The organism is Natrinema sp. H-ect4, from assembly GCF_041894845.1.
GTDB lineage: Archaea > Halobacteriota > Halobacteria > Halobacteriales > Natrialbaceae > Natrinema.
Genome location: NZ_JBHDYC010000006.1, coordinates 126,516 through 152,757, shown reverse-complemented (window position 1 = coordinate 152,757; position 26,242 = coordinate 126,516). Strand labels below are relative to the sequence as shown.

General features: G+C 65.2%; 23 protein-coding genes and 1 tRNA gene. 10 read left to right on the top strand and 14 right to left on the bottom strand.

Going from position 1 to position 26,242, the window contains the following annotated elements:
* Positions 1-33 precede the first annotated feature (33 nt).
* Positions 34-108 (top strand) — tRNA-Met (locus ACEWFR_RS09940).
* A 125-nt stretch (positions 109-233) separates the two neighbouring features.
* On the opposite strand, the gene ACEWFR_RS09935 is transcribed toward ACEWFR_RS09940, so the two are convergent.
* The 13 genes from ACEWFR_RS09935 to ACEWFR_RS09875 all read right to left on the bottom strand — a co-directional run bounded on the left by ACEWFR_RS09935 (position 234) and on the right by ACEWFR_RS09875 (position 13,911).
* On the bottom strand, positions 234-1,130 hold the full coding sequence (locus ACEWFR_RS09935; protein ID WP_374060877.1) for an ABC transporter permease: 897 nt from the start codon (positions 1,128-1,130) through the stop codon (positions 234-236).
* Complete coding sequence (locus ACEWFR_RS09930) at positions 1,127-2,149, bottom strand: ATP-binding cassette domain-containing protein (RefSeq protein WP_374060876.1); 1,023 nt, start codon at positions 2,147-2,149, stop codon at positions 1,127-1,129. The genes ACEWFR_RS09935 and ACEWFR_RS09930 overlap by 4 nt, the downstream gene beginning before the upstream one ends.
* 164 nt (positions 2,150-2,313) lie before the next feature.
* Positions 2,314-2,868, bottom strand: coding sequence for a hypothetical protein (locus ACEWFR_RS09925; protein WP_374060875.1), 555 nt, complete (start codon positions 2,866-2,868; stop codon positions 2,314-2,316).
* Positions 2,858-4,189, bottom strand: coding sequence for an ABC transporter ATP-binding protein (locus ACEWFR_RS09920; RefSeq protein ID WP_374060874.1), 1,332 nt, complete (start codon positions 4,187-4,189; stop codon positions 2,858-2,860). Before ACEWFR_RS09920 ends, ACEWFR_RS09925 begins: the two co-directional genes overlap by 11 nt.
* On the bottom strand, positions 4,186-5,322 hold the full coding sequence (locus ACEWFR_RS09915) for an ABC transporter ATP-binding protein (RefSeq protein ID WP_374060873.1): 1,137 nt from the start codon (positions 5,320-5,322) through the stop codon (positions 4,186-4,188). The genes ACEWFR_RS09920 and ACEWFR_RS09915 overlap by 4 nt, the downstream gene beginning before the upstream one ends.
* The gene (locus ACEWFR_RS09910; RefSeq protein ID WP_374060872.1) at positions 5,322-6,449 is read right to left on the bottom strand and encodes an ABC transporter permease; all 1,128 of its coding nucleotides are present in this window, start codon (positions 6,447-6,449) and stop codon (positions 5,322-5,324) included. Before ACEWFR_RS09910 ends, ACEWFR_RS09915 begins: the two co-directional genes overlap by 1 nt.
* 3 nt (positions 6,450-6,452) lie before the next feature.
* Positions 6,453-7,400, bottom strand: a complete 948-nt coding sequence (locus ACEWFR_RS09905; protein ID WP_374060871.1) for an ABC transporter permease — start codon at positions 7,398-7,400, stop codon at positions 6,453-6,455.
* Between the two features lie 21 nt (positions 7,401-7,421).
* A complete protein-coding gene (locus tag ACEWFR_RS09900) occupies positions 7,422-9,086 on the bottom strand; it encodes an ABC transporter substrate-binding protein (RefSeq protein WP_374060870.1) in 1,665 nt (554 codons plus the stop codon).
* 235 nt (positions 9,087-9,321) lie between these two features.
* Complete coding sequence (gene hpt / locus ACEWFR_RS09895) at positions 9,322-9,891, bottom strand: hypoxanthine/guanine phosphoribosyltransferase (RefSeq protein ID WP_374060869.1); 570 nt, start codon at positions 9,889-9,891, stop codon at positions 9,322-9,324.
* Between the two features lie 115 nt (positions 9,892-10,006).
* Entirely contained in the window at positions 10,007-10,654 is a 648-nt protein-coding gene (locus ACEWFR_RS09890) for a hypothetical protein (RefSeq protein WP_374060868.1), read from the bottom strand.
* 115 nt (positions 10,655-10,769) lie between these two features.
* A complete protein-coding gene (gene coaBC / locus ACEWFR_RS09885; protein ID WP_374060867.1) occupies positions 10,770-11,942 on the bottom strand; it encodes a bifunctional phosphopantothenoylcysteine decarboxylase/phosphopantothenate--cysteine ligase CoaBC in 1,173 nt (390 codons plus the stop codon).
* 64 nt (positions 11,943-12,006) lie between these two features.
* Entirely contained in the window at positions 12,007-12,741 is a 735-nt protein-coding gene (locus ACEWFR_RS09880; RefSeq protein ID WP_374060866.1) for a competence/damage-inducible protein A, read from the bottom strand.
* A gap of 387 nt (positions 12,742-13,128) precedes the next feature.
* Entirely contained in the window at positions 13,129-13,911 is a 783-nt protein-coding gene (locus tag ACEWFR_RS09875) for an FAD-dependent oxidoreductase (protein ID WP_374060865.1), read from the bottom strand.
* Positions 13,912-14,361: 450 nt separating this feature from the next.
* Between ACEWFR_RS09875 and ACEWFR_RS09870 the strand changes: the two genes are divergently transcribed.
* The 3 genes from ACEWFR_RS09870 to trkA all read left to right on the top strand — a co-directional run bounded on the left by ACEWFR_RS09870 (position 14,362) and on the right by trkA (position 17,939).
* Positions 14,362-15,549, top strand: a complete 1,188-nt coding sequence (locus ACEWFR_RS09870) for a M48 family metalloprotease (RefSeq protein ID WP_374060864.1) — start codon at positions 14,362-14,364, stop codon at positions 15,547-15,549.
* A 53-nt stretch (positions 15,550-15,602) separates the two neighbouring features.
* Positions 15,603-16,124 carry an SRPBCC family protein gene (locus tag ACEWFR_RS09865; protein ID WP_374060863.1) on the top strand — a complete coding sequence of 174 codons (522 nt, stop codon included), beginning with the start codon at positions 15,603-15,605 and terminating at the stop codon, positions 16,122-16,124.
* Positions 16,125-16,601: 477 nt separating this feature from the next.
* Positions 16,602-17,939, top strand: coding sequence for a Trk system potassium transporter TrkA (gene trkA, locus ACEWFR_RS09860; protein ID WP_374060862.1), 1,338 nt, complete (start codon positions 16,602-16,604; stop codon positions 17,937-17,939).
* 9 nt (positions 17,940-17,948) lie between these two features.
* Here the strand turns inward: trkA and ACEWFR_RS09855 are convergent, their stop codons facing one another.
* A complete protein-coding gene (locus ACEWFR_RS09855) occupies positions 17,949-19,004 on the bottom strand; it encodes an NAD(P)/FAD-dependent oxidoreductase (protein WP_374060861.1) in 1,056 nt (351 codons plus the stop codon).
* A 203-nt stretch (positions 19,005-19,207) separates the two neighbouring features.
* On the opposite strand from ACEWFR_RS09855, the gene ACEWFR_RS09850 reads away from it, so the two are divergent.
* From ACEWFR_RS09850 to ACEWFR_RS09825, 6 genes are all read left to right on the top strand, one after another.
* A complete protein-coding gene (locus tag ACEWFR_RS09850; RefSeq protein WP_374060860.1) occupies positions 19,208-20,002 on the top strand; it encodes a prephenate dehydrogenase/arogenate dehydrogenase family protein in 795 nt (264 codons plus the stop codon).
* The gene (locus ACEWFR_RS09845) at positions 19,999-21,564 is read left to right on the top strand and encodes a small ribosomal subunit Rsm22 family protein (protein WP_374060859.1); all 1,566 of its coding nucleotides are present in this window, start codon (positions 19,999-20,001) and stop codon (positions 21,562-21,564) included. Before ACEWFR_RS09850 ends, ACEWFR_RS09845 begins: the two co-directional genes overlap by 4 nt.
* A 172-nt stretch (positions 21,565-21,736) precedes the next feature.
* Positions 21,737-22,525, top strand: a complete 789-nt coding sequence (gene surE, locus ACEWFR_RS09840) for a 5'/3'-nucleotidase SurE (RefSeq protein ID WP_374060858.1) — start codon at positions 21,737-21,739, stop codon at positions 22,523-22,525.
* Between the two features lie 422 nt (positions 22,526-22,947).
* Positions 22,948-23,343 (top strand): helix-turn-helix transcriptional regulator, encoded by a 396-nt coding sequence (locus ACEWFR_RS09835; RefSeq protein ID WP_374060857.1) that lies wholly within the window; start codon positions 22,948-22,950, stop codon positions 23,341-23,343.
* A gap of 480 nt (positions 23,344-23,823) precedes the next feature.
* On the top strand, positions 23,824-24,009 hold the full coding sequence (locus tag ACEWFR_RS09830; RefSeq protein ID WP_374060856.1) for a hypothetical protein: 186 nt from the start codon (positions 23,824-23,826) through the stop codon (positions 24,007-24,009).
* A 468-nt stretch (positions 24,010-24,477) separates the two neighbouring features.
* A complete protein-coding gene (locus ACEWFR_RS09825) occupies positions 24,478-25,485 on the top strand; it encodes a carboxypeptidase regulatory-like domain-containing protein (RefSeq protein WP_374060855.1) in 1,008 nt (335 codons plus the stop codon).
* Positions 25,486-26,242: the final 757 nt, after the last annotated feature.

The window sequence follows — 26,242 nt, the reverse complement described above, 5'->3', positions numbered from 1 at the left end:
ACCCTTAACTAGCGCACTCGGATATGATGTGATAGCGGGATGGGATAGCCAGGAGATTCCGGCGGGCTCATAACCCGCAGACCGGTAGTTCAAATCTACCTCCCGCTATACTTTTGCTGCGAGCAACTACGCGAGCAGCAAATCTACCTCCCGATACCCTTCAGCCGTTCAATAACGAGCGTCGAGCGAAGCGAACGGTCGTCGCGTGAGTTACCAGAGACGAGAGCGGGGAGCTAGTTCAGATCGGCTCGCTCGAAGCGCCGATAGCCGATCGCAATCGGGACGATGATCCAGACGAGCAGGATGACGGCGGCGAACCACTCTGTCAAGTAGAACGGGACGTCCCCGGCGATGCGGTTCGACACCATGAGCGACTCCTGTCCCTGAAACGCCGACGCCGGAACGTCTTCGACGATGTTCTCCCACCCGACAAGCGCCGGCACGAATCCGTCGATCAGCAGGCTCATAGCCTGCCTGTACGCCTCGAGCGGGTTTAGCCGGAGCGCGAAGAGGTACCATTCCGGTGCCTCGAGGCCGACGAGTTCTCCCGCAAGCAGGTAGTGGACGCCGGCGACTAGCGGGTGCCACACCAGCGTAAACAGGATGTAGCTGCCGATCGCGCCGCCCATCGCCCGCATTCGGGTGTCGGTCATCGCCGAGACGCCGACGGCGATGGCGGTGAAGGCGGCTCCGAGCAGGAGCGTCAGGGTGACGAACCCCAGCACCGTTCGGACGGGAAGCGAGCCGAACAGGCCGACCATGAGGGCCACGGCGAACGCACAGGCCACGAGCGTCGCGACGGCGATGACGCCGGTTCGACTCACGAGCTTTCCGAAGAGCACGTCGCGGCGGTTGTGCGAGAGCCCGAACAGGATCCTGAGGCTACCAGACTGGCGCTCCCCGACGATCGCCATGTAACCGACGACCAGCGCGATGATGGGGACGAAGATCTGTCCGCCGACGTTCGTGAAGAAGAAAATGACGTCCGTCGCGCTCGGGTCCTCGATCTGTGCCGACGCGCCAAGCGTCACGATCCCCATCAGGAACAGGAAGACCGCAATGATTCCCCAGACCATCCGCGAGCGAACGACGTCCTCGAAGTCCTTGCGCGCGATCGCGACCCAGGTCATCGGTCCACCTCCTCCGATTCGGCCTCGAGCGCGGGCCCATCATCCCCGGTTTCGATCCGCACGTCCCGCTCGGCTCGGTGATCGGCCTCGCGGCTCGAGTTCGATCCGGTAAACGCCGCGAACAGGTCCTCGAGCGTCGCTTCCTCGATGTCAAAGTCCAGCACCGCCGCGTCTGACTCGACGAGTCGGTGGACGACCGTCGCCTTGGCGCGCGGATCTGTGTAGGAGACGTGCACTCCGTCTTCGGCGCGGCTGACGTCGGTGACGCCCTCGATCGTCGTCAGATCGGTGACCGGCTCTCCGGGTTCGCCGGCGACCTCGACGACGAGTCGTGATCCCACGCCGGCCGCGTCGCGAAGCCCCTCGATGGTGTCGACGGTGACCAGTTCGCCGTCGTCGAGGATACCGACCCGGTCGCAGACCGCCGCCACCTGCCCGAGGATGTGACTCGAGAAGAAGACGGTCGTTCCGGTCTCGGCCTCCTCGCGGACGATCTCTTGCATCGTCCGAATCCCGTTCGGGTCGAGCCCGCCCGACGGCTCGTCGAGGATGAGCACGTCGGGGTCGCCCGCGAGCGCCATCGCCATCGCGAGTCGCTGGAGCATTCCCTTCGAGTAGTCTCCGACCGGCCGTTGCCCGTCGTTCCGATCGAGGCCGACTCGCTCGAGCAGGGCGTCCGGCTCCCGCTCACCGTCCTGGGACTCGATCGCGAACTCGAGGTGGCGATGGCCCGACGAGCGGTCCCAGAGATCGAACCCTTCCGGCAGTACGCCGACGCGGTCGCGAACCGCGTCCGTCTCGTCCTGCGCGTCGTAGCCGAGGACGGTCGCCGATCCCTCGCTCGGCCGGACGAAATCCAGTAACAGGTCGATCGTGGTCGTTTTTCCGGCGCCGTTCGGCCCGAGAAAGCCGAACACCTCCCCCTCCGCGACCTCGAGATCGAGCTCCTCGAGCGCAACGACGGACTCGTCGCCGGCACCGTAGCGTTTCGTGAGTCCCCGCGTTCGTATTGCCGGCATGTGCCTGACTCATACGAAGAGGCGGAAATAACGTTCGGGTTGTCAGATCGCCTGAACGTGTTCTAGAGGTGTTATAGGTAGATATCATACCGCTATTTTCGGTCCTCGGAAGCAACCGCTCGAGAAACGCGTATTGGGGATCGACGCGCGTCCGGAGCGGCGCGTTAGCCCTCGATTTCGATCGCGGTTCGATCGACGAGACCGCGGGCTGCAGCGTCCGCACAGTTGAGCCGTACCTTAATCGCGTACGTGCCCGCGTCGACCGGCTTCCACTCGTCGTCGGAAACCCGAATTCGCTGGGGCCACCGTCGGCGGAAGCGTTTGCGCTCGCGCCGGGCGAAGGAGAACGCGGCGGGCCGGTCGGGAACCGTCTGCGGTACCTGCGAGGCCTCCCTGTAGCCGTCGACGGCCCAGACCCAGCGCTTTGGCGACTCGGTCCGGATCCGAATCGGGAACGGGAGCCGGTTGCGAAACTCGACGGTGATCTCGACCGGCTCGCCGTGCTCGTATCGACGGTTATCCGTCGAGACGCTGACGTCGATCGCGCGGTGACGCAACGCCCGCGGCGTGAACACGTGGCTGAACGCTGTCCAGTCGATCGTGCGCCCGCCCCCACCCCCGCCCACGCCCCCGCTCTCGCCGTCGCTTCCCCGCCGGTCAGGTGCGAACGGATCGTCGGTCGACCGCTCGAGCGCGTCGAAGTCCTCGTTACCCGTCATGGTCAGTCCCTCGCATACGGCGTTTCGTTCCGGCGATCGGTTCGGGCTCGCCCTCGAGTCGATCGTCGAACCGGTGGCAGGCGATCGGATGGTCGGCCGTTCCTGGTTCGAGCGCCGGCTTAGTCGTCTCGCAGGGCGTCTCGAACGCCGATGCGAGCCGATCCCGTGCGGCCTCGAAATCACCGGCCGCAGCGCCCTCGAGCGCGTCCGCGAGAGCCGCCTCCGCGTCCGGATCGGAGAGCTGGTGGGGGATCCCGTTGGCGTCCCGGATTGCCGCAGTGGCATCCCGGTTGGCGTCGGGGCGCGGGAGGAGCGCCTCGAGCCCTGCGTCGGCGTCCACCTCGGCGAGCCGCGTTCGAAGCGCCATGATCGAGCGGAAGGAGTCCGTCTCGAGGTTATATTCGGCGGGCGGGATGACCCGTGGACAGCGCGTGTGAAATCGGCAGCCCGACGGGGGATCGGTGGGGGAGGGAACTGCCCCCTCGAGGACGATCCGATCGCCCGCCCAGCAGGGGTCGGGTTCGGGGATCGCCGACAGCAGCGCTTCGGTGTAGGGATGAGAGGGTGCGTCGAAGATCTCGGCGGTCGTCCCGGTTTCGACGAGTTCGCCGAGATACATCACGGCCACCCGGTCGGCGATGTGCTCGACCACCGAGAGGTCGTGGGTGATAATGAGGTAGGAAAGCCCGAACTCCTCTTGGAGATCGGAGAGCAGATTGAGGATCCCGGCCTGTACGGAGACGTCGAGCGAGGACACCGGCTCGTCGCAGACGACGAACTCGGGTTCGACCGCGAGCGCGCGGGCGATACCGATCCGCTGGCGCTGGCCGCCAGAGAACTCGTGGGGATATCGGCTCGCGTGGCCGGCCTGCAGCCCGACCGTCTCGAGCAGCTCCCGAACGCGCTCGTCGCGCCGATCCGGCGGGACGACGTCGTGAACCGCGAGGGCCTCGCCGACGATGTCGGCGACGGTCAGCTGCGGGTTCAGGCTGGCGAGGGGATCCTGAAAGACGTACTGAATCTCGGATCGCAGCGCCCGGAGTTCGGACCGGGAGCACTCGGTCAGTTCGGTGTCGCGGTAGGTGATCGAGCCCGCAGTCGGCTCGAGCAGTCGGACGAGCGCCCGGCCGAGCGTCGTCTTGCCGCAGCCGCTCTCGCCGACCAGCCCGAGCGTCTCGCCGGCGCGAATCTCGAGGTCGACGCCGTCGACCGCCCGAACCGTTTCGCGCCGCCCGAGCAGTCGATCGAAAAACCCGTCAGCCGTCGTGTAGCGTTTCTCGAGCCCCTCGGCGCGAATCAGCGGATCGTCGGTCGTCGTCATCGCGGATCACCCGTCGGGTCGCGTTCGCGGGTCCGTTCCGCGCCGTCGTTCCCGCCGAGACGGCGTTCGTCCGGTTCGTTCGACTCGGTCGATTCATCCGCTCCGTCCCGCACCTGCACCTCGTAGTCCAGTCCGTCCTCGAGGTCGCCGGTGTATTCGAGGCAGGCGGCGGCGTGGGTGTCGGGATCGCCGTCGTCCGGCGATCCCGACTCCGTCTCGACGAGCGGCGGGCGGCGTCTGGCGCAGACGTCCTCCGCATACGGACAGCGCGGGTGGAACCGGCAGCCCGTCGGCGGATCGACGAGGCCGGGCGTCGTTCCGGGGACAGTCGCGAGGCGTTTTCGACCGTCGCCCAGCCGGGGGATCGAGGCCAGCAACCCGACGGTGTAGGGATGTTTGGGGTCGTAGTACAGCTCCTCGACCGGCGCGCGCTCGACGATCTCGCCCGCGTACTGCACCAGCACCCGATCGCAGATCTCGGCGACGACGCCGAGATCGTGGGTGACCAGCTGGATCGCCGTCTCTGACTCCCGCGCGAGATCCGCGAGTAACTCGAGGATCCCTGCCTGAACAGTGACGTCGAGGTCGGTCGTCGGCTCGTCGCAGACGAGCAGGGCGGGATCGCAGGACAGCCCCATCGCGATGACGGCCCGCTGTTGCATTCCACCGGAGAACTCGTGGGGGTAGTCCGAATATCGGGCGGCCGGATCAGAGATTCCGACCCGCTCGAGGAGCGCAATCGCGCGGTCGCGAGCCGTCTCGTCGGTGACGGCCGCGTGTGTACGGATCGCCTCCGATATCTGTTCGCCGACGGTGTAGACTGGGTTGAGCGCCGCGCCCGCGTCCTGGAAGACCATCGCGATCTCGTCGCCCCTGAGCCCGCGCATCTCGTCGGCCGATAGCTCGAGAATGTCCCGTCCACGAAACCTGATCTCGCCGCCGACGACCTCGCCGGGGGAGTCGATCAGCCGGAGCAACGCGAGGCTGGCGACGCTCTTGCCGGCCCCACTTTCCCCGACGAGTCCAAGCGTCTCGCCCGCGCGGATCTCGTAACTGATGCCGTCGACCGCCCGGACGACGCCGTTTTCGGTATAGAACTGGACGACGAGATCATCCACCTCGAGCAGCGCCATCAGCGCAGCCGCCTCCGTTCGTCGCTCACGTCCCGGTGGGGGTCCAGCGCGTCGTTGATCCCGTCACCGACGAGGTTGATCGCCAGCACGAACAGGAAGATCGCGAGCCCGGGAAAGACGGTGATGTGCCAGCGGCCCTGTACGAGCGAACTCCGGCCCTGGGAGAGCATCGCACCCCACTCGGCGCTCCCGGGCTCGAGGCCGAGTCCGAGGAAGCCAAGCGCCGCCGCGGTGAGGACGACCGTGCCGACGTTGAGCGTCGCCTGGACGACGACGGGGGCGACGGCGTTCGGGACGACGTGTCTGCGGATGACCGTCCGGTCGGGGACGCCGAGCGCTCTCGCGGCCGTGACGTACTCGCGTTCTCGAACCGAGAGGACCTCGCCGCGCAACAGCCGCGCGTAGCCGATCCAGCCGGTGACGGCCAGCGCCAGCACCACCGTCCAGAAGCCGCCGCCGAGGACCGGTATCGGCTCGAGGATCGGGACGATCGCGATCGCCAGCACCAGAAACGGGAAGGCGTACAGCACGTCGACGAGTCGCATGATCGCCTCGTCGATCCAGCCGCCGAAGTAGCCTGCGATCGCCCCGAGGGGGACGCCAACGCACAGCGCCAGTGCGACGGCGACGAGCCCGATTCCCAGCGTGTACCGGCCGCCGACGAGGACCCGCGAGAGCTGATCGCGGCCCGCCCAGTCCGTGCCGAAGGGATGCGCTCGAGAGGGCGGCGCGTTCGCCGGGCCGACGAACATCGCGGACGGATCGTACGGTGCCAGCGAGAACGGCTGGAGCGTGATCGTGACTTCCGCCGTCGACACCTCGATCGGTCTGGCGAAGACGGCCAGCACCGCCATGACGACGATCACTCCCAGCCCGGCCATCGCCGTTCGGTTCCGTCGGAACCGACGCCACGCGTCCTCGAGGCGACGTCTCGGCCGATCGGGTTCTGACTCTGTCTCCGTTGTGGTCTCCCCGGGCGTCGTCGGACCGGCGCTGGGTCCCGTCGCTGTTAGGTCGTTGTTATCGTCGTTGCCTTCCCTATCACTGCCCCGCCGGTCCGCGACGGCGTCGTCGAAGCCGACGATGCGAATCCGGCCGCGCTGGGTGGTGGGATGTCGGTCGCTCATTGGTCAGTATCGAATTCGCGGATCGAGGATCGCGTAGACGATGTCGACGAGCAGGTTCGCGACCACGATCGCGACGCCGATGACGAGGACGGTCGCCTGAATGACGGTGTAGTCACGACGGAGAATCGACCGGACCAGGAGCCGCCCCATGCCCGGCCAGGAGAATATCTGTTCGACGACGACGGCACCGTCGACGAGAAAGGCGAGCTGGAGGCCGGCGACGGTGACGACCGGAAGCAGGGCGTTTCGCAGGACGTGTTTCAGAATCACTGTTCGTTCGGAGAGCCCCTTCGCGCGTGCGGTCCGGACGTAGGCCGCCTCGAGTTCTTGGCGCATCGACGACCGCAACAGGCGCGTGATCAGTGCGGCCGACGCGGTTCCGAGCGTGATCGTCGGCAGGAGCATGAACTTCGCCATCGCGAGGCTGGCGAGCGGCGCGTCCGGCGGGATGACGCGAAACCAGCCCAGCCGAACGCTAAAGACGAACAACAGGATGAGGCCGAGCCAGAAGTTCGGCGTCGCGATCCCGGCAAGTGCCGCGATCCGCCCGAGTTCGTCGGCCGGCTCGCCCGCCCTGACGGCGGCGACGATTCCCGCGGGAATCCCGACCGCGAGCGCGAGCAGCCACGCGGCCCCGCCGAGCGCGAGCGTCGCCGGGAGTCGCCGACCGATCGTCGCCGAGACGTCGCGACCGGTGATCGGCGACTCGCCGAACTCGAGGGTTGCCGCGTCGCCCAGCCACAGCAGGTACTGTTTCCAGACCGGCTGGTCGAGGTGGTACTCGGCCCGGATCGACGCCTCGACCGCCGGGCTGACGTCCTGAAAGCCGATTATCGCGTCGACCGCGTCGCCCGGCAACAGATGAACGAACGAAAAGGTCAGTGCGGTGACGCCGAAGAGGACCGGCGCGGTGACCAACAACCGCGTCCAGACGTATCGGCCGAGCGTCATTGGTGGGAGTAGAGTGTGACGTTAGTTCGGACGGACGTACTCGTCGGCGATCATCTCCTGAAACGACCCGTTCGCATAGTCCTCGAGCAGCGGTGAGATCGGCGTATACGCCAGTTGGCCGATGCCTCGGTAGACGTTCTCGAGGATTCGTTCGCGCGGAATCAACATGTTACAGCCGCGACGGACCGACCGCTCGGAAAACGGCGCGCGGTAGGTGGGGTAGATCACCATATCGAACCCGCCGCCGACGTGGCGACCGACATCGTAGGCCGCGTCGCTCTCGAAGTCGGCGATGCTCGCCGACGGCACGCCGTAACTGAAGTGGATATTCCCGGCCTCGAGTGCACCCTGTCGGGACGACTTTTCGGTGATAATCTCGAGGGTGACGGTTTCGATCGGTGCCGTTTCGGGGACCGCTTTGGTGCCACCCTCATACCAGTACTCGTCGAACCGCTCCATGCGCCAGTGGTCGTCGCTCTCGTGTTCGACGAACCGGTAGGGGCCGGTTCCGATCGGTTCCGACTCGAGGTCGTGTTCGCCGTCGATCACCGCCATCGGGACAATCGACACGTTGAACAGCGCGCTCTCGAAGGGGCCGTACTCCCGTGAGCAACTGATCTCGATCGTCTGATCGTCGATAACCTCGCTGCTCTCATACCAGTCGTAGACGTCGTTTGCTCGCGGCGTTCCCTCGTAGCGCTCGAGTGAGCCGTTGACGTGGGCCGCGGTGAGTCGCTCGCCGTTGTGAAAGTGGACGCCCTCGCGGAGGGAGAATCGATAGGTCATCTCGTCGGTTTGCTCGTCATCGATTCGCTCCCAGTCGGTGGCGAGCATCGGTCGAATCTCGCCGTCGAAGTCGACGCCGACGAGTTGCTCGTAGAGCAGCGCCGTCGCCTGACTGGAGACGGTCCCGGTTATCGTGACGGGATCGTAGTTCGTGACATCGCTCCCGAGGTCGCCGACGAACTCGGCCCCCTCCTCGAGTTCGGTGTAGACACCGGCCCAGGGCGCGTATATCGCGTAGTACGTCCCCGGCCGAAGCGGGTACGTCTGCCAGCCACCGACGACATCGCCGTCCCAGACGTGGGTCGCTTCGCGGAAGCGAACGAACGACGCCGGCGAGTCGGCGACCAGTTCTTCCTGAAGATTCTGGTAAATCTCGACGCGGTCCTCGTGATCGGTTTCGGTGAGGCCGGCGTCGATGTACTCGTCGACGGTCTCACTGGAGTAGTGACCGACGTTGGACCCGTTCGGCGTGTGATCGTCCGAGTGAAAGAGCATGTCGACGTAGTTGCTCGGATCCCAGCCGCCGGTCCAACTCGAGACGAACATGGCGTTTTCGTTCCGCTCGGCCGCGGCGAACATCATATCGACGTGGGAGCCGAAATCCTGAGCGGTGATCGAGACGTCGAAAAAGCCGGTTCCGTTGAGTTCGCTCCGGAGAAGTTGTGCGAACTTGTTCCGTTCCTCGTCTTCGGTAATAGCGATCGTAGTTTCGAACGGCGGCTCGATGTCCGCCGCCTCGAACCCCTTCTGTATTAGCTCCTCGGCCGGGCCGTCGGCCGTGACGCTGTTGAAGCTGATACAGCCCGCGACTCCCGCGACCCCGGCCGCCCCCGCACCCTTCAGGAGTGAACGCCGTCGCAGACGACCGCGTTCACTCGGCCCGACACTATTCCCTGACATAGTCGTAGAGTTCTGATCCTGCGAACATATTCCTTGTGTTGGGGAGACACGCAGGGGCTCGAAACCCCGAACACGAGTCCCCGGTCCCGGCCGCACTCTGTTGGACGGCCGTCGATATCGCGATTCGATGGACCGTCGCGGGCGATCGGACGAAGACAGTCGGCAGGACACTTCCCTCGATTCCGTTCAATTCGTATGATACGGGCCGTTCGACGACCTGCCCGCCAGCAATCGCTTACTGATCGCCTTCCTCGTCGACGATGACGACCTCGCCGTCGACGACGTCGACATTAATGAGCGTCTTCACGTCGTAACCGGCGTCGTCGACCTTGTTCTCGCCGCCGACCTTCTTGATCACGGCGACCGTATCGACGACTTCCGCGCCGATCTCGTCGAGTGCGGTAAGCACCGACGCGAGCGTACCGCCCGTCGAGAGGACATCGTCGAGGACCAGGACGCGCTCGCCCTCGCGGACGTCATTGATGTACATCTCGTTTTCCGAGTAGCCGGTCTTCTGGGAGATCGCGACCTCGTCTTCAAGGCCGTACTCGCGCTTTCGGATGACGGTCAGCGGGATATCGGTCATCAGCGAGACGGCGGTGGAGATGTGAATGCCCATCGCCGCGGGGGTGACGATCCGATCGACCTCCTCGAGTTCGGCTTTCCGGATGATTCGGATGACGATCTCGCGGAGTAGCCCCGGATCGAGTTTCGGGAGCCCGTCGCTGATCGGGTGCACGAAGTAGTGATAGCCGTTCTTCTCGATGATCGGGGCCTCGAGGAGGGACTGCTTCAGCTGATCCATGCTGTGGGTCGAACCGTCGCGGAGTAAAAGTTGACGATCCGAGGGTGTAAATCGCGATATTTCTCGACCGGACGATTGCCGCCAGTTTCGGGCTGCCGGACCGTTCGAAGACTGGTCAGTCGTCGGCGCTGTAGCTCAGTTCCGGTGGCTGGTCGCCGTGACCGAGACGCATGTTTCGCTCGTAGTAGATGTGGACGACCGCAGTGAGCGTGAACGTCCCCGCGATGGCGGCCGTCCAGGTCAGTTCCGTGAGATGCGTGAGCGGATAGATCTCCAGCCACAGCGCGGCGACCAGCGCACAGCTGATCGCGCCCAGCGAAAGGTACAGTTCGCGCCACGCGAACTCCCGGCCGGGGACGATCTCGAGGTAGACGCTGATGTCTCTGGTTCGCTCGGTCCCCTCGATGACGCCTCGATCGGCGTCGAAGCAGAGAATGCCGGTTGCGTCCATCTTCGGAAGGTGGGTCTGTTGAAGCGTCGTGTAGACTCGCTTTCGCTGCTCGGGGGTGACGCCCTCAAGGGTCGTGTCGTACTCCCAGGCCGCGATCTGCTGGGCGAGATCGCCGAGTTCGACGGGTCGATCGTCCTGTTTGAGGTACTGCAAGATATAGCGACGCCGCTGATTCCGCAACACCTCGAAGACCTCGCCTTTGGAGAGCGGTTCGTCAGGCGCGTCGTGAGCGTCGTCGGACGCGTCATCGCCGTCGGTGTCGTCGGTGGTGGGGGTGTCGTCAGTTCGATGTATTTGCGCCACGTCGGTCACCTCGGGGTCCCGGACGACTCCGGTCGTTCGATCGCGTTCAAACCAGGTCGAATACCCATTAGTTCGGTCGGATGAACCCCACCCATATAATTCTCCTGACGGGCGCGCTGAACGCTCAGTCCGTCACCGGCCTCGCCCCGAGCACCGCCGCGATCGAATCGGCGATCTCGCCACCCAGCCCGGCTTTCGTCCCCTCGTAGCGTGCAACGTCGCTCGCGTGGACGAGCAGCGCGCTCGTCGTCTCCGCCCCCATCACGCTCGCGTCGTTGGCGACGACGAACGCGAGATCGGCCCGCTCGAGGGTTGTTCTGGCCTGCTCGATCATCGCCCCGTCGTCACCGGAGGTCTCGGCCTTGAAGCCGACGATCGGCAGATCGGGGTATTCGGTACGAATCTCGTCGATGAGCTTCGGCGTGGGCTCGAGTTCGAGCGTGAGCTCCCGGCCCGAGCGGATCTTCTCGTCGCTCCCCTCGACAGTGTAGTCGCTGATCGCGGCCGCCGAGACGAGCGCGTCGGCGTCCGTACAGGCCTCGCGCGTGGCCGCGAGCATCTCGCTTGCGCTCTCGACCTCGCAAACGTCGGCGTAGGAGACGTCGGGCCCGTCGTGAACGAGCGTCGCGTCGGCTCCGCGGACGTAGCAGGCTTTCGCGACCGCTCGCCCCATCTTGCCCGACGACCGGTTCGTGATAACCCGGACGGGGTCGATCGACTCGCTCGTCGCGCCGCTCGTGACGACGACGTGCTCGCCCTCGAGCGGCCAGTCGCCGGCCGCGCGGGCCACGTCGCAGACGATCGCTTCCTCGCTCGCGATCTTGGCTTTCCCCTCCTCGATGCGGGGATCGACGAAGTCGACGCCCCACTCGGAGACGGTGTCGATGGCCTCGAGCACGCCGGGGTGGTCGTACATCGGTTCGTGCATCGCGGGCGCGATGACGACTGGTGTGTCGGCACCGAGCGCGGTCGTGGCACAGGTCGTGACGGGCGTGTCGTCGACGGCACCCGCGATCTTGCCGACGGTGTTCGCCGTCGCGGGTGCGATCAAGAATACGTCGGCCCAGCCCTCGTAGCCGCAGAGATCGACGTGTTCGACGCCGCCCGTGATCTCCGTGACGACCTCGTTTTCGGTGGCAAACTCGACCGCCCAGGGGTGGATGATCCCCTGCGCGCTGCCGGTCATCACGCCGCGAACCGCCGCTCCGTGGCGTCGCAGCTCGTGGGCCAGTTCGACCGTCTTCACGGCCGCGATCGACCCCGTGATCCCGAGCGCGACGTTGACTCCCTCGAGCATTCGTCTGCTAGTCTCTCTCGGGGTATGTTAAGCGTAGCGAGGCGTCGTCGCGGGTCGGGTTCGCTTACTCGCTCACGTCGAGGTCGACTCGTTCGGCGAGCCACTCGAGCGCCGCGTCGACGGTCTCGGGATCGGTGCCGGTCACCTTCAGCCGGTTTCGCCGCTCCGTGTCGGGGTAGCTGCCGATCGTCACGTCGAAGCGCTCGCGGACGCCATCGATGGCCGCGGCCATCGAACCCTCCGGCTGGGGCGTGTACGCTACCCGCGAGACGGCGTCGCCGCTGAACTCCGCGGCGACGCGCTCGAACAACGCCCGCATCTCCGCGGGCACGCCCGGGAACGCGTAGACGTTCTCGAGCACGCAGCCGGGACAGAGCCCCTCGGGATTGAGTACCGGCCGACTGCTCTCGGGCAGCGCCGCCCAGGCGTCGACATCGAAGTCCAAGTCGTCGGCCGTGACCGTCTCCGGATCGAGGTCCCGGTAGTTCGCGACGGTTTCGAGGACATCACGGCGGACGGACTCATCGACGGTCAGCTCGCGGTCGAAGGCATCCGCGAGCGCGTCGGCAGTGACGTCGTCGTGGGTGCCGCCGAGCCCGCCGGTCACGATAGCGGCGTCGAGGGCGGTCGTCCACTCGCCGAGCGTCGCCGCGATGCGCTCGCGGTCGTCCGGGATCGTCAGGATTCGATCGACGGTCGCGCCGCTGTCGGTCAGCCGGGTCGCGAGCCACTGGGCGTTCGCGTTCGCGATGTCTCCGGCGAGCACTTCGTCGCCGACGGTGAGGATGGCGACCTCCATCGATTGATTCGACGCGGGCAGCCGGCAAAAGGATACGGCCCGGCGCGCCTCCTCCTGACACAGCCGTATCGGTAGCGCGTTTTTATGCAGACTGACCGTGTGACGGACGCTCGATGAAGGCGGAGAAGTGTGCACTCACCGCGAGCGAACGAAGGCGCGGCGCGTAGCGCCGCGATAAGACGAGCGGCCGACGGCCGCGAGTCAGTGAGCGAGCGGGCCGACGACCGACCCGTAGGGGAGGGAGGAGTGCTTTTAATCAACATTTTGCCGAGCGACCGAGCGCCAGCGAGGGAGCGCAGTGCAAAATGTTGACGGGCAGACTGAACAAAAATGACACTTTCCGTTCAGGTTGTTGGTCACCGACTGTTGGGAGGGACCCAACTACTGCTAGTCTTCCGCGACGCTCGGGTGCATCGTCGGCTCTTCGTCGAGCGGTTCCTCGAAGGCCTCGAGCATCCGATTCCTCGCCGTGTCGTCGCGCTTGCGTCGTTCCGCGTCGCCGATCTCCTCACAGCCCGGCGGCACCTCGCGCCCGCGGCCGGTGAAATACCCGTCCGGCGCGACCCAGTCGTGATAGAAGTTCACGTCAGAGTCGTGGATGGCGGCGAGGGCGACCTTCGCGCCATGGCCCGCCGCCACGATGGCCTGATGGGGCTCCTCTGCGAGTCGGCCCGCAGCGTAGACGCCGTCGACGGCCGTCCGTCCCCCTTCGTCGGTATCGACGAAGTGCTTGCTCCCGCGCTGGATGCGCCCCACGTCGAGCGGGACGAGATACTCGCTGTCCGACCACGAGGCCGCGATCACCCGCCGCGCCTCGAGGGGTTCGCCGCCCTCGGTCTCGAGGACGAAGCCGGCCTCGAGGTCCGTCTCGTCGACCAGTGCCGTGCTCGTGACCCGACCGAGTTCGAACTCGGCGCCGGCGTTGCGGGCCTGTTCGCGGCTCAGTCGCAGGTAGCGGCGCGCGTCGAGGCCGTCCGGAAAGCCGGGATAGTTCTCGAGGCTGGCGTTGCGCGCGAGGATCGATTCGCCCCCGTCGTCGCCGGACTGCGTCCGGCTGCTCGAGGGACTCGGTCCCTCGCTGATGACGAGGGTGTCCAGTCCCGCGCGGGCGGTGAAAATCGAGGCGGCGAGGCCGGCGACGCCGCCGCCGACGATACAGATGTCTCGCATGTTCGCTCGTTGCCGGCGGCGGGTATAGAAGGTTGCCGTCTTCCGTTTATTCGTGCTTGCTGTCTCCTACCTGTTCGTGCTCGCTGTTTTTCGTCTGTTCGCGCACGGGACAGTTGTGAATGGTGCAGTGGATCTCGATGGGAATGTGTGAGCCGAAGCGTCCTGCTACCGTGGCACCAGGGAATCGCCACGCCCTCCCCAGCCGATTCGTTCGCGCCTCGCGGCACTCACTCATCCCTCGCGCAGCGTCGTGCCGCGGTTCATTGACATTCACCGCGCCACAGCGCGCGCCACCGCTGCCAGTTGACCAATTTAGCGCAATATGTGGATTACCTCTACTGAACGAATATCCTCGACCGATTCTGGCTACAGACCCACGGCAGGGATTACCGTTCCGTATCGTGTGGGAATCCCAACACTATTTTGATCTGCGATATCGAATCGACGACTATGCTCGCCGCTGTTGCGTTCGTCCTCGTCCTCGCGGTCGGGCCGTTCCTCGGGTTTCGTGCATACGCCGGCCGCGTCGAGGCGATGGACGAACCGATCGAAGACCGCTTGCACCGACTCAATCGAGTCCAGCAGGTCGGCGGATTCGGACTGCCAGTCGTCGCCATTCTGGCCGGGTATTCCCTCGGACTGATCGAGCGAGCGACTGCCGCTGTTGGGACGGGCGGGGTCGAACTGTTCGGTATCGCGATCCTCGAGTTCGGTACCATCATACTGGTCACGTTCGGGATCGTCACCATCCCGATCGTCTCGATGGCCCTTGGCACGTACCCCACGGTGCGCTCGCTCCGGGAGACGTCGGCGTCGATGTGGCGGGTCGCGAAAGGCACGCTCACGGTGATGGCGGTCGCCGTCGGCTCGGCGATGATCGGGGTCGGGGGTTTCCTCGCGGTCATTTCGGTCGTCGGGTCGTCGACCCCCGTGCTCGTCGCCACCCTCGGTGCAATCGTCTTCGCCAGCTTTGGTCTCTCGCCGTACCTGATCGTGGTCTTTCAGGATCGCGTTTCGCTCGAGGGGCAGCGCCGCGAGCGCGTCGAACGGCTCTGTACGGAGTTGGGCTACAGACCCCGCGGACTCTTCTTGCTCGAGGGCGAGTCCACCAAGACCGCGAACGCACTCGTCGCGGGTACGGTTCCCGGACTGCGATACGTCTTTCTGACCGACTACCTGCTCGCGGAGTGCGACGACGACGAACTGCGCGCGATCCTCGCCCACGAGTTTGGCCACGTCGCCGGCCACCACCTCTGGCAGCGTGGCCTGCTGACGGTCGCCGTCTTCGGAGCCTGGATCCTCGGCGTCCAGCGGTTCGGACTCGGCGGGCTCGAGGAGCGCTATGGTTTCGTCGGCTTCTTCGTGCCGTTCATGGCGCTGTACGCGCTTTACCACGTCGTCTTGCTGGGCGGGCTCGCGCGCTGGCAGGAGTTCCGTGCGGACGCGTACGCGGCCCAGGAGACCGGTCGCGAGGCGATCAGCAAGGCCCTCGAGACGCTAGCCGACGCGAACGACACGCGTCGTGAGGCGGGCCTGCTCTACAGCCTCGCGACCCATCACCCGCCGATCGCCGACCGAATCGATGCGCTTCGGGACGACGCCGAGGGGGAGGGAGTGCGGGCGACGCCGAGTGATTGAGCGGCAATCGATGGGATGGAAATCCTTACTTTCGGATCCGTCGTACGGCGGGTGTGGACAGGATTCTCCTCAGTACGCTCGCCTATCGGTCGCCCGAGGAGGTGTTTCCGTACGTACAGTCGTTTGCCGACTACCCGCGGTACACGGACCACCTGAAGGAGGTTCGCGTCAACGGGGACGGGGGTGTCGGCTCCGTCTACGACCTCAAACTAGCGTGGTGGAAGCTCAGCTACACCGCCCGCTCGAGGGTGACCGATATTTCCGCGCCCGAGTCGATCGCGTGGGAACTGGTCAACAATCTCGACGCTCGCGGCGAGTGGCGCGTCGAATCGGAGCCCGAATCCGCGCCGACGGACGTGGAGACGGCGAGTCGGATCTACTTCGAGGCCGTCTACGATCCCCACTCGGCGGACGAGAACGCGATCTCGTTACCGCGGCTCGTCTCGCTGGACTGGGTCGTTCGGAAGGTGGAACCCAAACTGCTCGCCGAGGCCGAAACCGTCGTCGAGCGGCTGGTTGCGGACATCGAGGGGCGGCCGCGGGACGTGGAGTTGACGGTTCACGAAATGCCGTAGACGTACCTTTTTGCGCCTCGGGATTCCTCGTAGTTCGAGAGACCGAAGGTCTCTTGTCACTGAGCCGAGCTTCGCTCGGCGAGGTCCAAAAGAGCGCAAGCGCTCTTTTGAAGGGCACGAAAGACGCTTTACGTCTTTCGAACGACTTTGCTCGGAACCGCTCTCTGCTCGCGGGCCTTCGGCCCGCTCGCACGGCTCGAGGGACGCCTCTCGTCCCTCGTACGCCGCAAAAATCTACGCTACAAAGGGCGCTCGCTCCCGTTGGTCGCTCGCGGATGCACTCTTTCCGATCCCGAAAGCGGTCATTCCTTGGTCCGTACCGTCCAATCCGCTACGTCGGGCTCATTCGCTCGAGGAACCGCTAACGACACCCCTGCCTTACTCATGCCAAACCCACTTACTGCTCGGTGACGACACCAGTGATATGAGTAGCGGGAGCGTCAGTTCGCGTCCGCGACCCTCGCGGGTGGTCCGCCAGTGCGAGTGATCATCGTCGGTGCGGGCCAAGTCGGCTCGAACATCGCTGCCAGCCTCGACGACGAGCACGATGTCGTCGTGGTCGACACGGATCCCGATCGGGTCGAGTCGGTCACCTACTCTCACGATGTGCTGGCGATCCAGGGCGATGGAACCGCCATCGGGACGCTCGAGGAGGCCGGCATCGAGGAGGCGGGTCTGGTCATCGCGAGCACCGACATCGACGAAACAAACATCGTCATCTGTGGGGCGGCGAAGGCCGTCGCCGAGCCGTTCACGATCGCTCGCGTCACGAATACGAACCTGTTGCGGACGTGGGAGCAATCTATGGGGGCGTTCGGCGTCGATTTCATGGTTTGTACGGATCTCCAGACCGCCGAGACGATCGTCCGGATCGCCGGCTTGCCTGGCGCTCACGACGTGGAGACGTTCGCCGACGGCCTCGTCCAGATGGCGGAGTTCGAAGTCGGTCCGGACAGTCCGATTGCCGGTGAGACGGTCTCCGAGGCCGACCGCTTCGAGTCGCTGACCTTCGCGGCGCTGTTGCGCGACGACAACATCATCGTCCCGCACGGTGAGACGGTCATCGAGGCTGGCGACGCCGCCGTCGTTATCGGTTCCGTTGAGAACGTCCGCGAGTTCGCGGGCACCCTGACGCCGGAACCGGGCCTCGAGGACGCCGAAGAGATCGTTATCGTCGGCGGCACCGAGATCGGCTACCAGACGGCGCGGCTCTTCGAGGCCGAAGGGCTCGAGCCGCGGCTCGTCGAACGGGATCCCGAACGGGCGCGGGAACTGGCCGAGAAACTGCCGAGGACGCTGGTACTGCAAAGCGACGCGACGGACATCGACTTCCTCGTCCGCGAACACGTCGACGAGTCCGACATCGTCGTCGCTGCGGTCGAGGGCGACGAGAGGAACCTGCTGATCTCACTGCTCGCGAAACGGATCGGCGTCGAGCGAACCATCGGCATCGTCGAGGCCGGCGAGTACGTCGACCTCTTCGAGACCGTCGGGATCGACATCGGAGTCAACCCGCGACTCGTCACCGCCGAGGAAATCACCCGCTTCACCCGCAAGCGACAGACCGAGAACGTCGCCATGCTCGAGTCCGACCGCGCCGAGGTCCTCGAGATCGAGGTCGGTTCCGAGAGCGTACTTGCCGGAGCGCGGATCCGCGACACGATGGCCGACCTCCCCGACGGGATCGTCATCGGGGCGATCACCCGCGACGGGGAGTTGATTACCCCGCGGGGGGAGACCAGAGTCGAGAGCGGCGATCACGTGGTCGTCTTCGTCGATACCGCGGTACTGAACGAGGCCACTTCGGCCCTGTAACCGACCGTCTCACCCGGCGTCGGCGACTCGATCGCCGACCGCGAGCCCATTGCGAAGCGCCGCGTGAAGTCGAGCCTCGCCGGCGACCCAGTCGCCGAGACAGTACAGCCCCTCGCGTTCGGCACGTTCCAGCGGTTCGACGGGGACGCCGTCCTCCGCGAGCGCGTTCCGCCATCCCTGAAAGTCGGTCCAGTCAGGCTCACGCAGGCGGTCGTCCCCAACGAGGTCTGCGGTCATCGCCGCGAGTCGCTCGCAGTTCTCCGCTGGGCGTTCGTCGTAGCGGTCGACCGACCACTCGTGGTTAGCCTGAACGATCAGCACCGACTCGCCGTCGGGGACGTGGCCGGGTTTGCACTCCTCGCGGGCGACCCAGCCGATCTCGTGGGCCTTGTCCGTGTTGACCAGCGCGTAGTAGGGGCGCTCGAGTTCGAACGGATAGTGGAAGATCCCGGTCCAGATCGTCCGGAAGGGGACCGCCCCAACGGCGTCCGTGAGGGATTCCCACACGTCGGTGTCGCCCGACCAGTCGGCCGACCGCAGCAGGTCGGCCGTCTGGGGTGCCGGCGGATTCAGGAGCACGGCGTCGAAGGGACCCCAGCGGGCTCCGGACGCGTCCTCGAGCCACCAGCTCTCGCCTCCGCCGTCGGGTTCACGAATCAGCGTTTCCACTCGCGTCTCCCGGTGGACGCTCGCGTCGGTGCGGGCGAAAAGTCGCTTCGCGATCTGGGTCAGCCCCTGTCGGTAGGTCCACCTGTGATCGTCGCGGTCGTCTCCCGGCGAAACCCTCCCCGCGCGATCGAACGTCCAGATCGGGTCGGTCACGTCCACCAGTCCCTCGGTATCGAGCGTCTCCGTCAGTAGTTCGACCACCCGCTCGTCGTCCGAGGTGACGTAGTTCGCGCCGTACTCGTAGACGACGTCGTCGCGACGCCTCGTCGCAGCCCGCCCGCCGAGTCCGCGGGACTTCTCGAGGACCGTAATCTCCGTCTCGGTCGGCGTTCCGTCAATGGTGTGGGCCGCGGCCGCGGCGGCCGCCCCGGCACCGACGATCCCGATTTGCATCACGCTCGCAGTTCGGTCTCGAGGGATCAAGTAATCCGGCCCAAACTGCGGTGGTCCGAACGCTTGACGGCCCGTCGACCACGCCGCTCGCCGGTCATCGATGTCAACCGACGTGTGGAAGTTACCGCTTCGTCTCGAGCGATCGAACGGTCATGCGAACCGTCGGATCGAACGGCTTTTGCAACGTCGGCAGGTAGGAGCGGGCGATGGACGTACTGATCGTCGGCGCGGGGTCGATGGGGACGTGGTTCGGGGACGGGATCGACGCCCGGGTCACGTTCGCCGATCTCGACCGAGACGCGGCGGCGACCGCGGCCGAGACGGTCGGAGGGGATGTCACCGACCTCGAGGGGGAGACGACGTTCGACGTCGTCTGTCTCGCGGTGCCGATGGCCTACGTGACCGATGCGATCGCCGCGCAGGCCGACCGCGCCGAGCGAGCGATCGTCGATGTGTCGGGTGTGATGGAGCCCGCGATCACGGCGATGGAACGTCACGCTCCGGAGCTGGAACGCGTGAGCCTGCACCCGCTGTTCGCACCCGAGCGGGCACCCGGCTCGATCGCCGTCGTCCGGGCTCGCTCGGGGCCGGTAACTGACGAGCTACTTGCGGCCCTCGAACAACGGGGGAACGAACTGCTCGAGACGACGGCCGTGGAACACGACGAGGCTATGGAAACCGTCCAGGCGGCGACCCACGCCGCGGTTCTCTCTTTCGCCCTCGTGGCGGAGTCGGTCCCCGACGGGTTCGAAACGCCGATCTACGAGGAGTTGCGGCGACTCGCCCGCCAGATGACCGCGGGCACGCCGCGTGTCTACGCCGATATTCAGGACACGTTCGACGGCGCGGATGCCGTCGCCGACGCCGCCGCCGAAATCGCCGCCGCCGGACCCGAGGAGCTCGAGGCGCTGTATCGGGAGGCGGCCGCGAACTGGCACGACGAACGTGACGAACGCGACGAACACGACGAACGACGCGATACCGGAGGGAACACCACGTGAGCGACCATCGAGACGCCGTTCGATCGAACGCGAAGTATCTGCGCAACGTCCGGCCGATCGACCCCGAGGAGATCTGCGAGTACGTCGAGGGGGCGCCCCATCCGGCAGTGGTCAGACAACTCCTCCGCGAGGAGGCCGCCGACCTCGGACTCCTCGAGCGGGACGACGGGCTGTTCGTTCCGGTCGACGACGAGCCGGTTCGGCCCCTGCGGGGACCGATCGAACGGCTTCCAGCCGACTACGAACGCCGGCTCGAGGACCTGCTCGCCGATCGGTATGGCCCGAACTGGGAGGGCGGCGCGTCGGGGGACCTGCTTCGCTCGACGATCCGTCGGTTCAAAGCGAGCTACCTCGACGGGCAACCGGTCGAGTACGGCGACGACGTGGCCGCGGGGTACGCGATCTACCACCTTCCGGGGTACTATGCGGCAGTGCAGTACGCGCTCGACGACCTCGCGGAACGGGGGCTGTTGGGCCGGAAGCTTCGGGTCCTCGATATCGGCGCGGGCGTCGGCGGCCCCGCGCTCGGCCTCTGTGACTACCTCCCCGACGATTCCTTGCTCGAGTACCACGCGATCGAGCCGAGCGCGGCCGCGGACGTGCTCGAGGAGCTGCTCGCGGAGACGGGGCGGAACGTCCACACGACGATTCACCGGACCACCGCGGAGGCGTTCGATCCGAGCGAGGCCGTGAACGGTGGCGGTTCCGGCGATGGGTTCGATCCCACCGCACCGGACGACGGCTTCGATCTCGTCCTCGCCTGCAACGTCCTGAGCGAACTCGAGGATCCCGCCGAAGTCACGCGATCGTTCCTCGAGACGCTCGCGCCGGAGGGGGCGCTGCTCGCGATGGCCCCCGCGGACAAGAACACCAGCGTGGGGCTGCGCGAGGTGGAACGGGACCTCGAGGGCGAGCGTCTCTGGGATCGATCGGCCGTAGACGTCGACGCGTCTGGCGATTCCGATTCGGCGACCTATCGTCGCGGAGCGGTGACCGTTTACGGTCCCGCCGTCAGGCTCTGGCCCGGCGAAACCCCCTCGGATCGCGGGTGGTCCTTCGACGTCCGGCCCGATCTGGCGGTGCCGGAGTTCCAGCGGCGACTCGACGAGGCCGCGCCGGCCGACGACGACGATCACGCGCCCGGCGAGTTCGTCAACGTCGACGTCCAGTTCTCCTCCTCGCTCCTGCGCCTCGACGGCCGTCGGCGGATCGATATGGCCCTCGAGACGGACGAGTGGGCGAAGATGGCCGAGATGGAACGCCACGTCACGAACCGGATCGATATCGTGGCGGCGAAGCTTAGCCGGTCGTTAAGCGGGGACGGCGACGGGAACGGCGGCCGCGGCGGCCGGTCGAATCCGCTGTTCAAGATCAGCGACGGCAGCGAGGCCGTCGATCACTACGCCGTCGTGACGAACGAAACGTCGCTCAACAGACCGCTGCTCGAGGCCGACTACGGCGAGGTCTGCACGTTCGAACGCATCCTCGCGCTCTGGAACGACGACGAGGAAGCCTACAATCTGGTCGTCGACGAGGAGACGGTCGTCGACCGAATCGGCTGAGGCGGTTACTGGTAGTCTGTTTCGCCGCACCCGTCTGGCAGGTCGCGGTGCGCCGGGACACGGTGCCAGCGGACCGTCTAAAACGGTCGACCAAACCGCACGAGACAGCCGACCGAACCCCACGAGACGGAAAAGCGGTGGGCTTTTCGTACCGCCGACCGACCGGCGTGACATGAGCGACGACCTCGAGATCCTGTTGACCAACGACGACGGGATCGACAGCACCGGTATCAGGGCGCTGTACGACGCCCTCTCCGAGCACGCCAACGTGACCGTCGTCGCGCCGGCCGACGACCGAAGCGCCTGCGGCCGGTCGCTTTCCCACGAAGTCGAGGTCGACGACCACGAACTGGGCTATGCGGTCTACGGGACCCCTGCGGACTGCGTCGTCGCCGGCCTCGCCGAACTCGGCCCGTTTCCGGACCTCGTCGTCGCCGGCTGTAACAAGGGAGCGAATCTCGGCGAGTACGTCCTCGGTCGTTCGGGAACGATCAGTGCGGCCGTCGAAGCCGCCTTCTTCGACGTCCCCGCGATCGCGACCTCGCTGTACGTCCCCGTCGACGACACGCCGTTTGCGGAGACCAAGGTATCCGCCGACGACTACGCCGAAGCGACCCGCGTCACGAGCTATCTCGCCGAGCGCGCGCTCGAGGCCGGCGTCTTCGACCACGCCGCCTATCTCAACGTCAACGTTCCGCTGCCGGACGGTGAACCCGCCCCGATCGATGTCACGCGCCCCTCGAAACGCTACGAGATGGACGCCGAACGCGACGGCGCACACGTTACCCTTCACGACCGCGTCTGGGAGGACATGACCCCCGACGGGCTTCCCGATCCCGAGGGCACCGACCGCCGCGCGGTCGTCGAGGGTCGTATCAGCGTCTCGCCGCTGACCGCGCCTCACTCGACGAACCACCACGAGGCGCTCGACGCGCTCGCTGACACCTACAGCAGTCTCTGAGACGGATACAGTCGCTTCTCCTGGCAGCGGCGTGATCGGATACGGCGACGGTCACGTCTCGGCTCGCTTGGGGGAGAGGCGACGCCGCTGACAGCTGTCGGCGCGAACTGTGTGTCGCAAGTGGTAACAGTGTTCGCGTGTTACGACCGGTAACAGGGCTCGAGACGCGGAAATCGGTGACTACCGCAGTATCGACCGAGTGGTAGATGAGCGCCTCGGCTGGAATCGCGTTGTCGGCGAGCCTGTCGGTCGCTCAAAGTGATAACTGGCTTGCGGGTCGCAAGGCAGCCGCTATTCGACGACGGAACCGTCACGATAGTCACGCCGTAATCGCCGGCTTGCAACCATGTCACTTCCAAAACATAAAACCAAGGTAGGTGGGCGTTCAAGTTATGATAGTTCCAATGGAGCGTGACCAATAGATGGTATTCAATACACTCTGGACTCGCATCTCGTCTCTCTGGAGCGGGTCGGCCGACGAGTCCCGAGCGAGCGAGTCCGCATCGACATCGAGCGAGAAAACGAGCGAGGAATCCGACGACGAAACGTTAAGCTATGCCGAAGAAATCGAGTACGGCGTCGACGAACACGACCTCCCAGACGAAGACAAAATTCTCCGACTGCTCGTCAAACGCGGCGGCCGCGTCGACCAATCGACCATTCGCGAGGAAACGGGGTGGTCGACGGATCGACTCGAAGACGTCATCGACCGGATGGAGGACGACGACCAGGTCAGTGCCATCACCGTCGGTCGCAAGCGCGTGATCTGCCGACGCGGGTTCGAACCGAAAGGCTATCGCGGTCACCTCAACGAATAACAGCCCGGTCTCCCGTCCCAAACGACGGCGCAGTTCCCCTCCCCCGAAACGACGGCGACGTTCGCCCCCTCCGAGCTGGCTTTCGACTCGAGAGCGGCGGGTTCGATCGACACGAGTCATCCGTTCTCCCGTCTCCGTCCCGATGAACGCTGTCACCTATAGTAGCCACTGAAAGTCACTGCACACCTGATCGCACGACGGCGTTGCGATCAGCGTGTAAGTCGTTTCAGTGGCTACTATAGCCATCTCCCGGCCCACTGTTATACGCGGCGTCGGCGTGTGCGGAGCCGATTCCGATGGCTTTCACGATCGAAGACGCGCGGGTCGTCGACTACGAGGGGGAACTCGAGGTGCAGGGGTACATCGGACACCGCGACTGGGCTGCTCATCGCGTCGGTCCGTGGTAACCGGTCCGCTTTCGTGACGCTCTCCGCCGAGTGGAAACCTTCATTCCACTGTTTTTCCAACGTACCGGTGGGGATGGCGCACAAAGACGATGTAACGAGGGTGCTCGCAGCGTGTACGGCATGTGGATCCGCCTACGCGGCGCGACAGTGGCCGGACGGCGAGATTCAGATCATCGGCCAGGACGGCTGTTCGTGCGGTTCGACCGACTTCGAACCGGTCGACGATTCGAATGACGATCTCGGGCCCGACTCCGACTGATTCGAGTGGTGCTGTCGGGAGAGAAAAGCGTAGAGAGACAGTGGCTACTGGAGCCGTCGTTCAGCCGGTACTCGAACTTACGGGACTGCACGGTGTCCGTAACGGTATTACCGATTCGAATCAACGGCGACGCTCCTCGTCATTCAGGTTCTGAGCGGCGGCAATTGTCCGATTGAAACGGCTTTATGATCCGTATAGTGAACCGCCGAACAGCGAAAGTATCGCGTAATGAAATCTCGCATATCCGTCCGCGACGGACGCCACGACCAGTACAACGCCTCGAGCGGCCGTCTAAATCCACATTCGTCCGAGAGCGTGGTCGTTTCGACAGCGAAAACTGATCGCTCGAGGGCGGAAACGACCCACTGGCCGCCCGCGGCCCGACGACGGGTGACGGTCTCAGCGGGCAGCGAGACGACGAGTGCGTAACCCACTGATCACCGGATTTCAATCCCTCAATTACCGATAATGAGCCGCAACACCCAACAACACGGAACGAAGACCCGATCGATTCAGCGCAGCGTCCAGGTTTTACTCACCATCAGCGGCATCGTCTTCCTCCTGGCCGGACTGGTACTTGCTGCGAGCGGGGCATCCGTCAGCAGCGCCATCGGATCAGTCACCGACCGATTTGACGACTCGGGCCAACCGGCTGACGACGATATCGATTCGTCGAACGGTGACGACGCGAGCGGTGGCAGTGGTACCGAAACCGATGATACCGGCGGCGGTGATACCGGTGACGGTGGTGACAGCGATACTAGTGACGGAGGTGATGGTGATACCGGCGACGGTGGTAACGGCGATACCAGTGACGGTGGTGATGGCGATACCGGTGACGGCGATGGCGACAGTGGTGACGGCAATACTGACGGTGATGACAGCGACGGTGGGGACGACGGAGATGGGAGCGATGGCGACGACGGACCACACGCGTTGACAGTATCCGTAGTAGACCAAGATGGTAACGCGGTCGACGGGGCCGACGTGAGCCTCAATGACTCCGTCAGCGACGAGAAAACGACCGGCGGAGATGGTGAGGTCGAATGGGAGGTCGAGGACGGCACCTACAGCGTTACCGCAAATGCGGACGGATACCAGTCCGCTGAAGACAGCGTCGAGATCGACGGCAGCGACGAACCGATCGAGCTGACACTCGAGGAAGAGAGTGACGACTCAGGAGATGACAACTCGGGAGATGACGACTCGAGCGACGGCACTAATACGGTCACGTTCGCCGTGGAAGACCGGAACGGCGACCCGCTCGAGAACGCGACCGTTTCGCTCGAGCAGAACTCGCTGTTTGGGGGGAAAGAGGAGAAAACCGTCGACGAGAATGGCGAGGTCGAGTTCGAACGCGAGAACGACGAGTACTCGTACACCGTAGCCGTAGACGGGAACGAATCGGACGAATACACCGTCGAAGTCGATGGCGACACGAGACAGGTCGTGACGTACGAGACGACTGACGGCTAGAGACGGTTCGTCCGCGCGCGTTTTGCTACTCGTTTTCACTGTTTTTCAGAGCTGACTGTCCCGTCGGGCTCGCCGTCGACGCCTGCCCGCTGTCAACGCGACTCTGGGCCCGCTCTCGTACTGGCAGCACCGATACTCAGCACCTCGTTCGGTAATCGGGGTTCGAATGCGCCACGGAGTCTCGAGTGGCTCCTGATCCGTCATCCGATTACCTGTCGCGACCATCGATCACCGTGTACACTGGACATCGATGGCAGGAAGCAGTGCAGCGGCGGTGGCAACGAGCATCCTTCTCTCCACCAGGAATTCCCCGTGATCGATCGGATATCGGAGGTACGCGAAACGGATCCTCGTGACTACTCGAGTGAGAACGGTGCGAGCGAGGACGGAATCGTTCCGCTATCGGTGCCTCGATACGTGGTTCGACAGCATCTCGAGCATCGCTCGTCTCGCTGCGGACGATCGTGGCTGCCACCGTTCGAACCTCGGCATTCCGAGTGTCCGTGATCGCTCAGCGTTTGGGTGTCCGTGGCTGCCTGGGGGTTCAGGTGTGCATGGCTGCTCGGTGTTCTGGGTAGACGTAGCAACTCGTCGTTCCGGATGGCGCGCCCGCTGTCGTCACTTCCCGGTTGCTCGTCCGGACGAGTGACCCGTCACCTGTGATCTGCGTCTCCTCGAGCGATGTGTCTCACGGTTCACTGGGTACAGACGACCGTCTCCGTCCGGTATCGGTTCGAGAACTGCCGCAGTCGGCGTC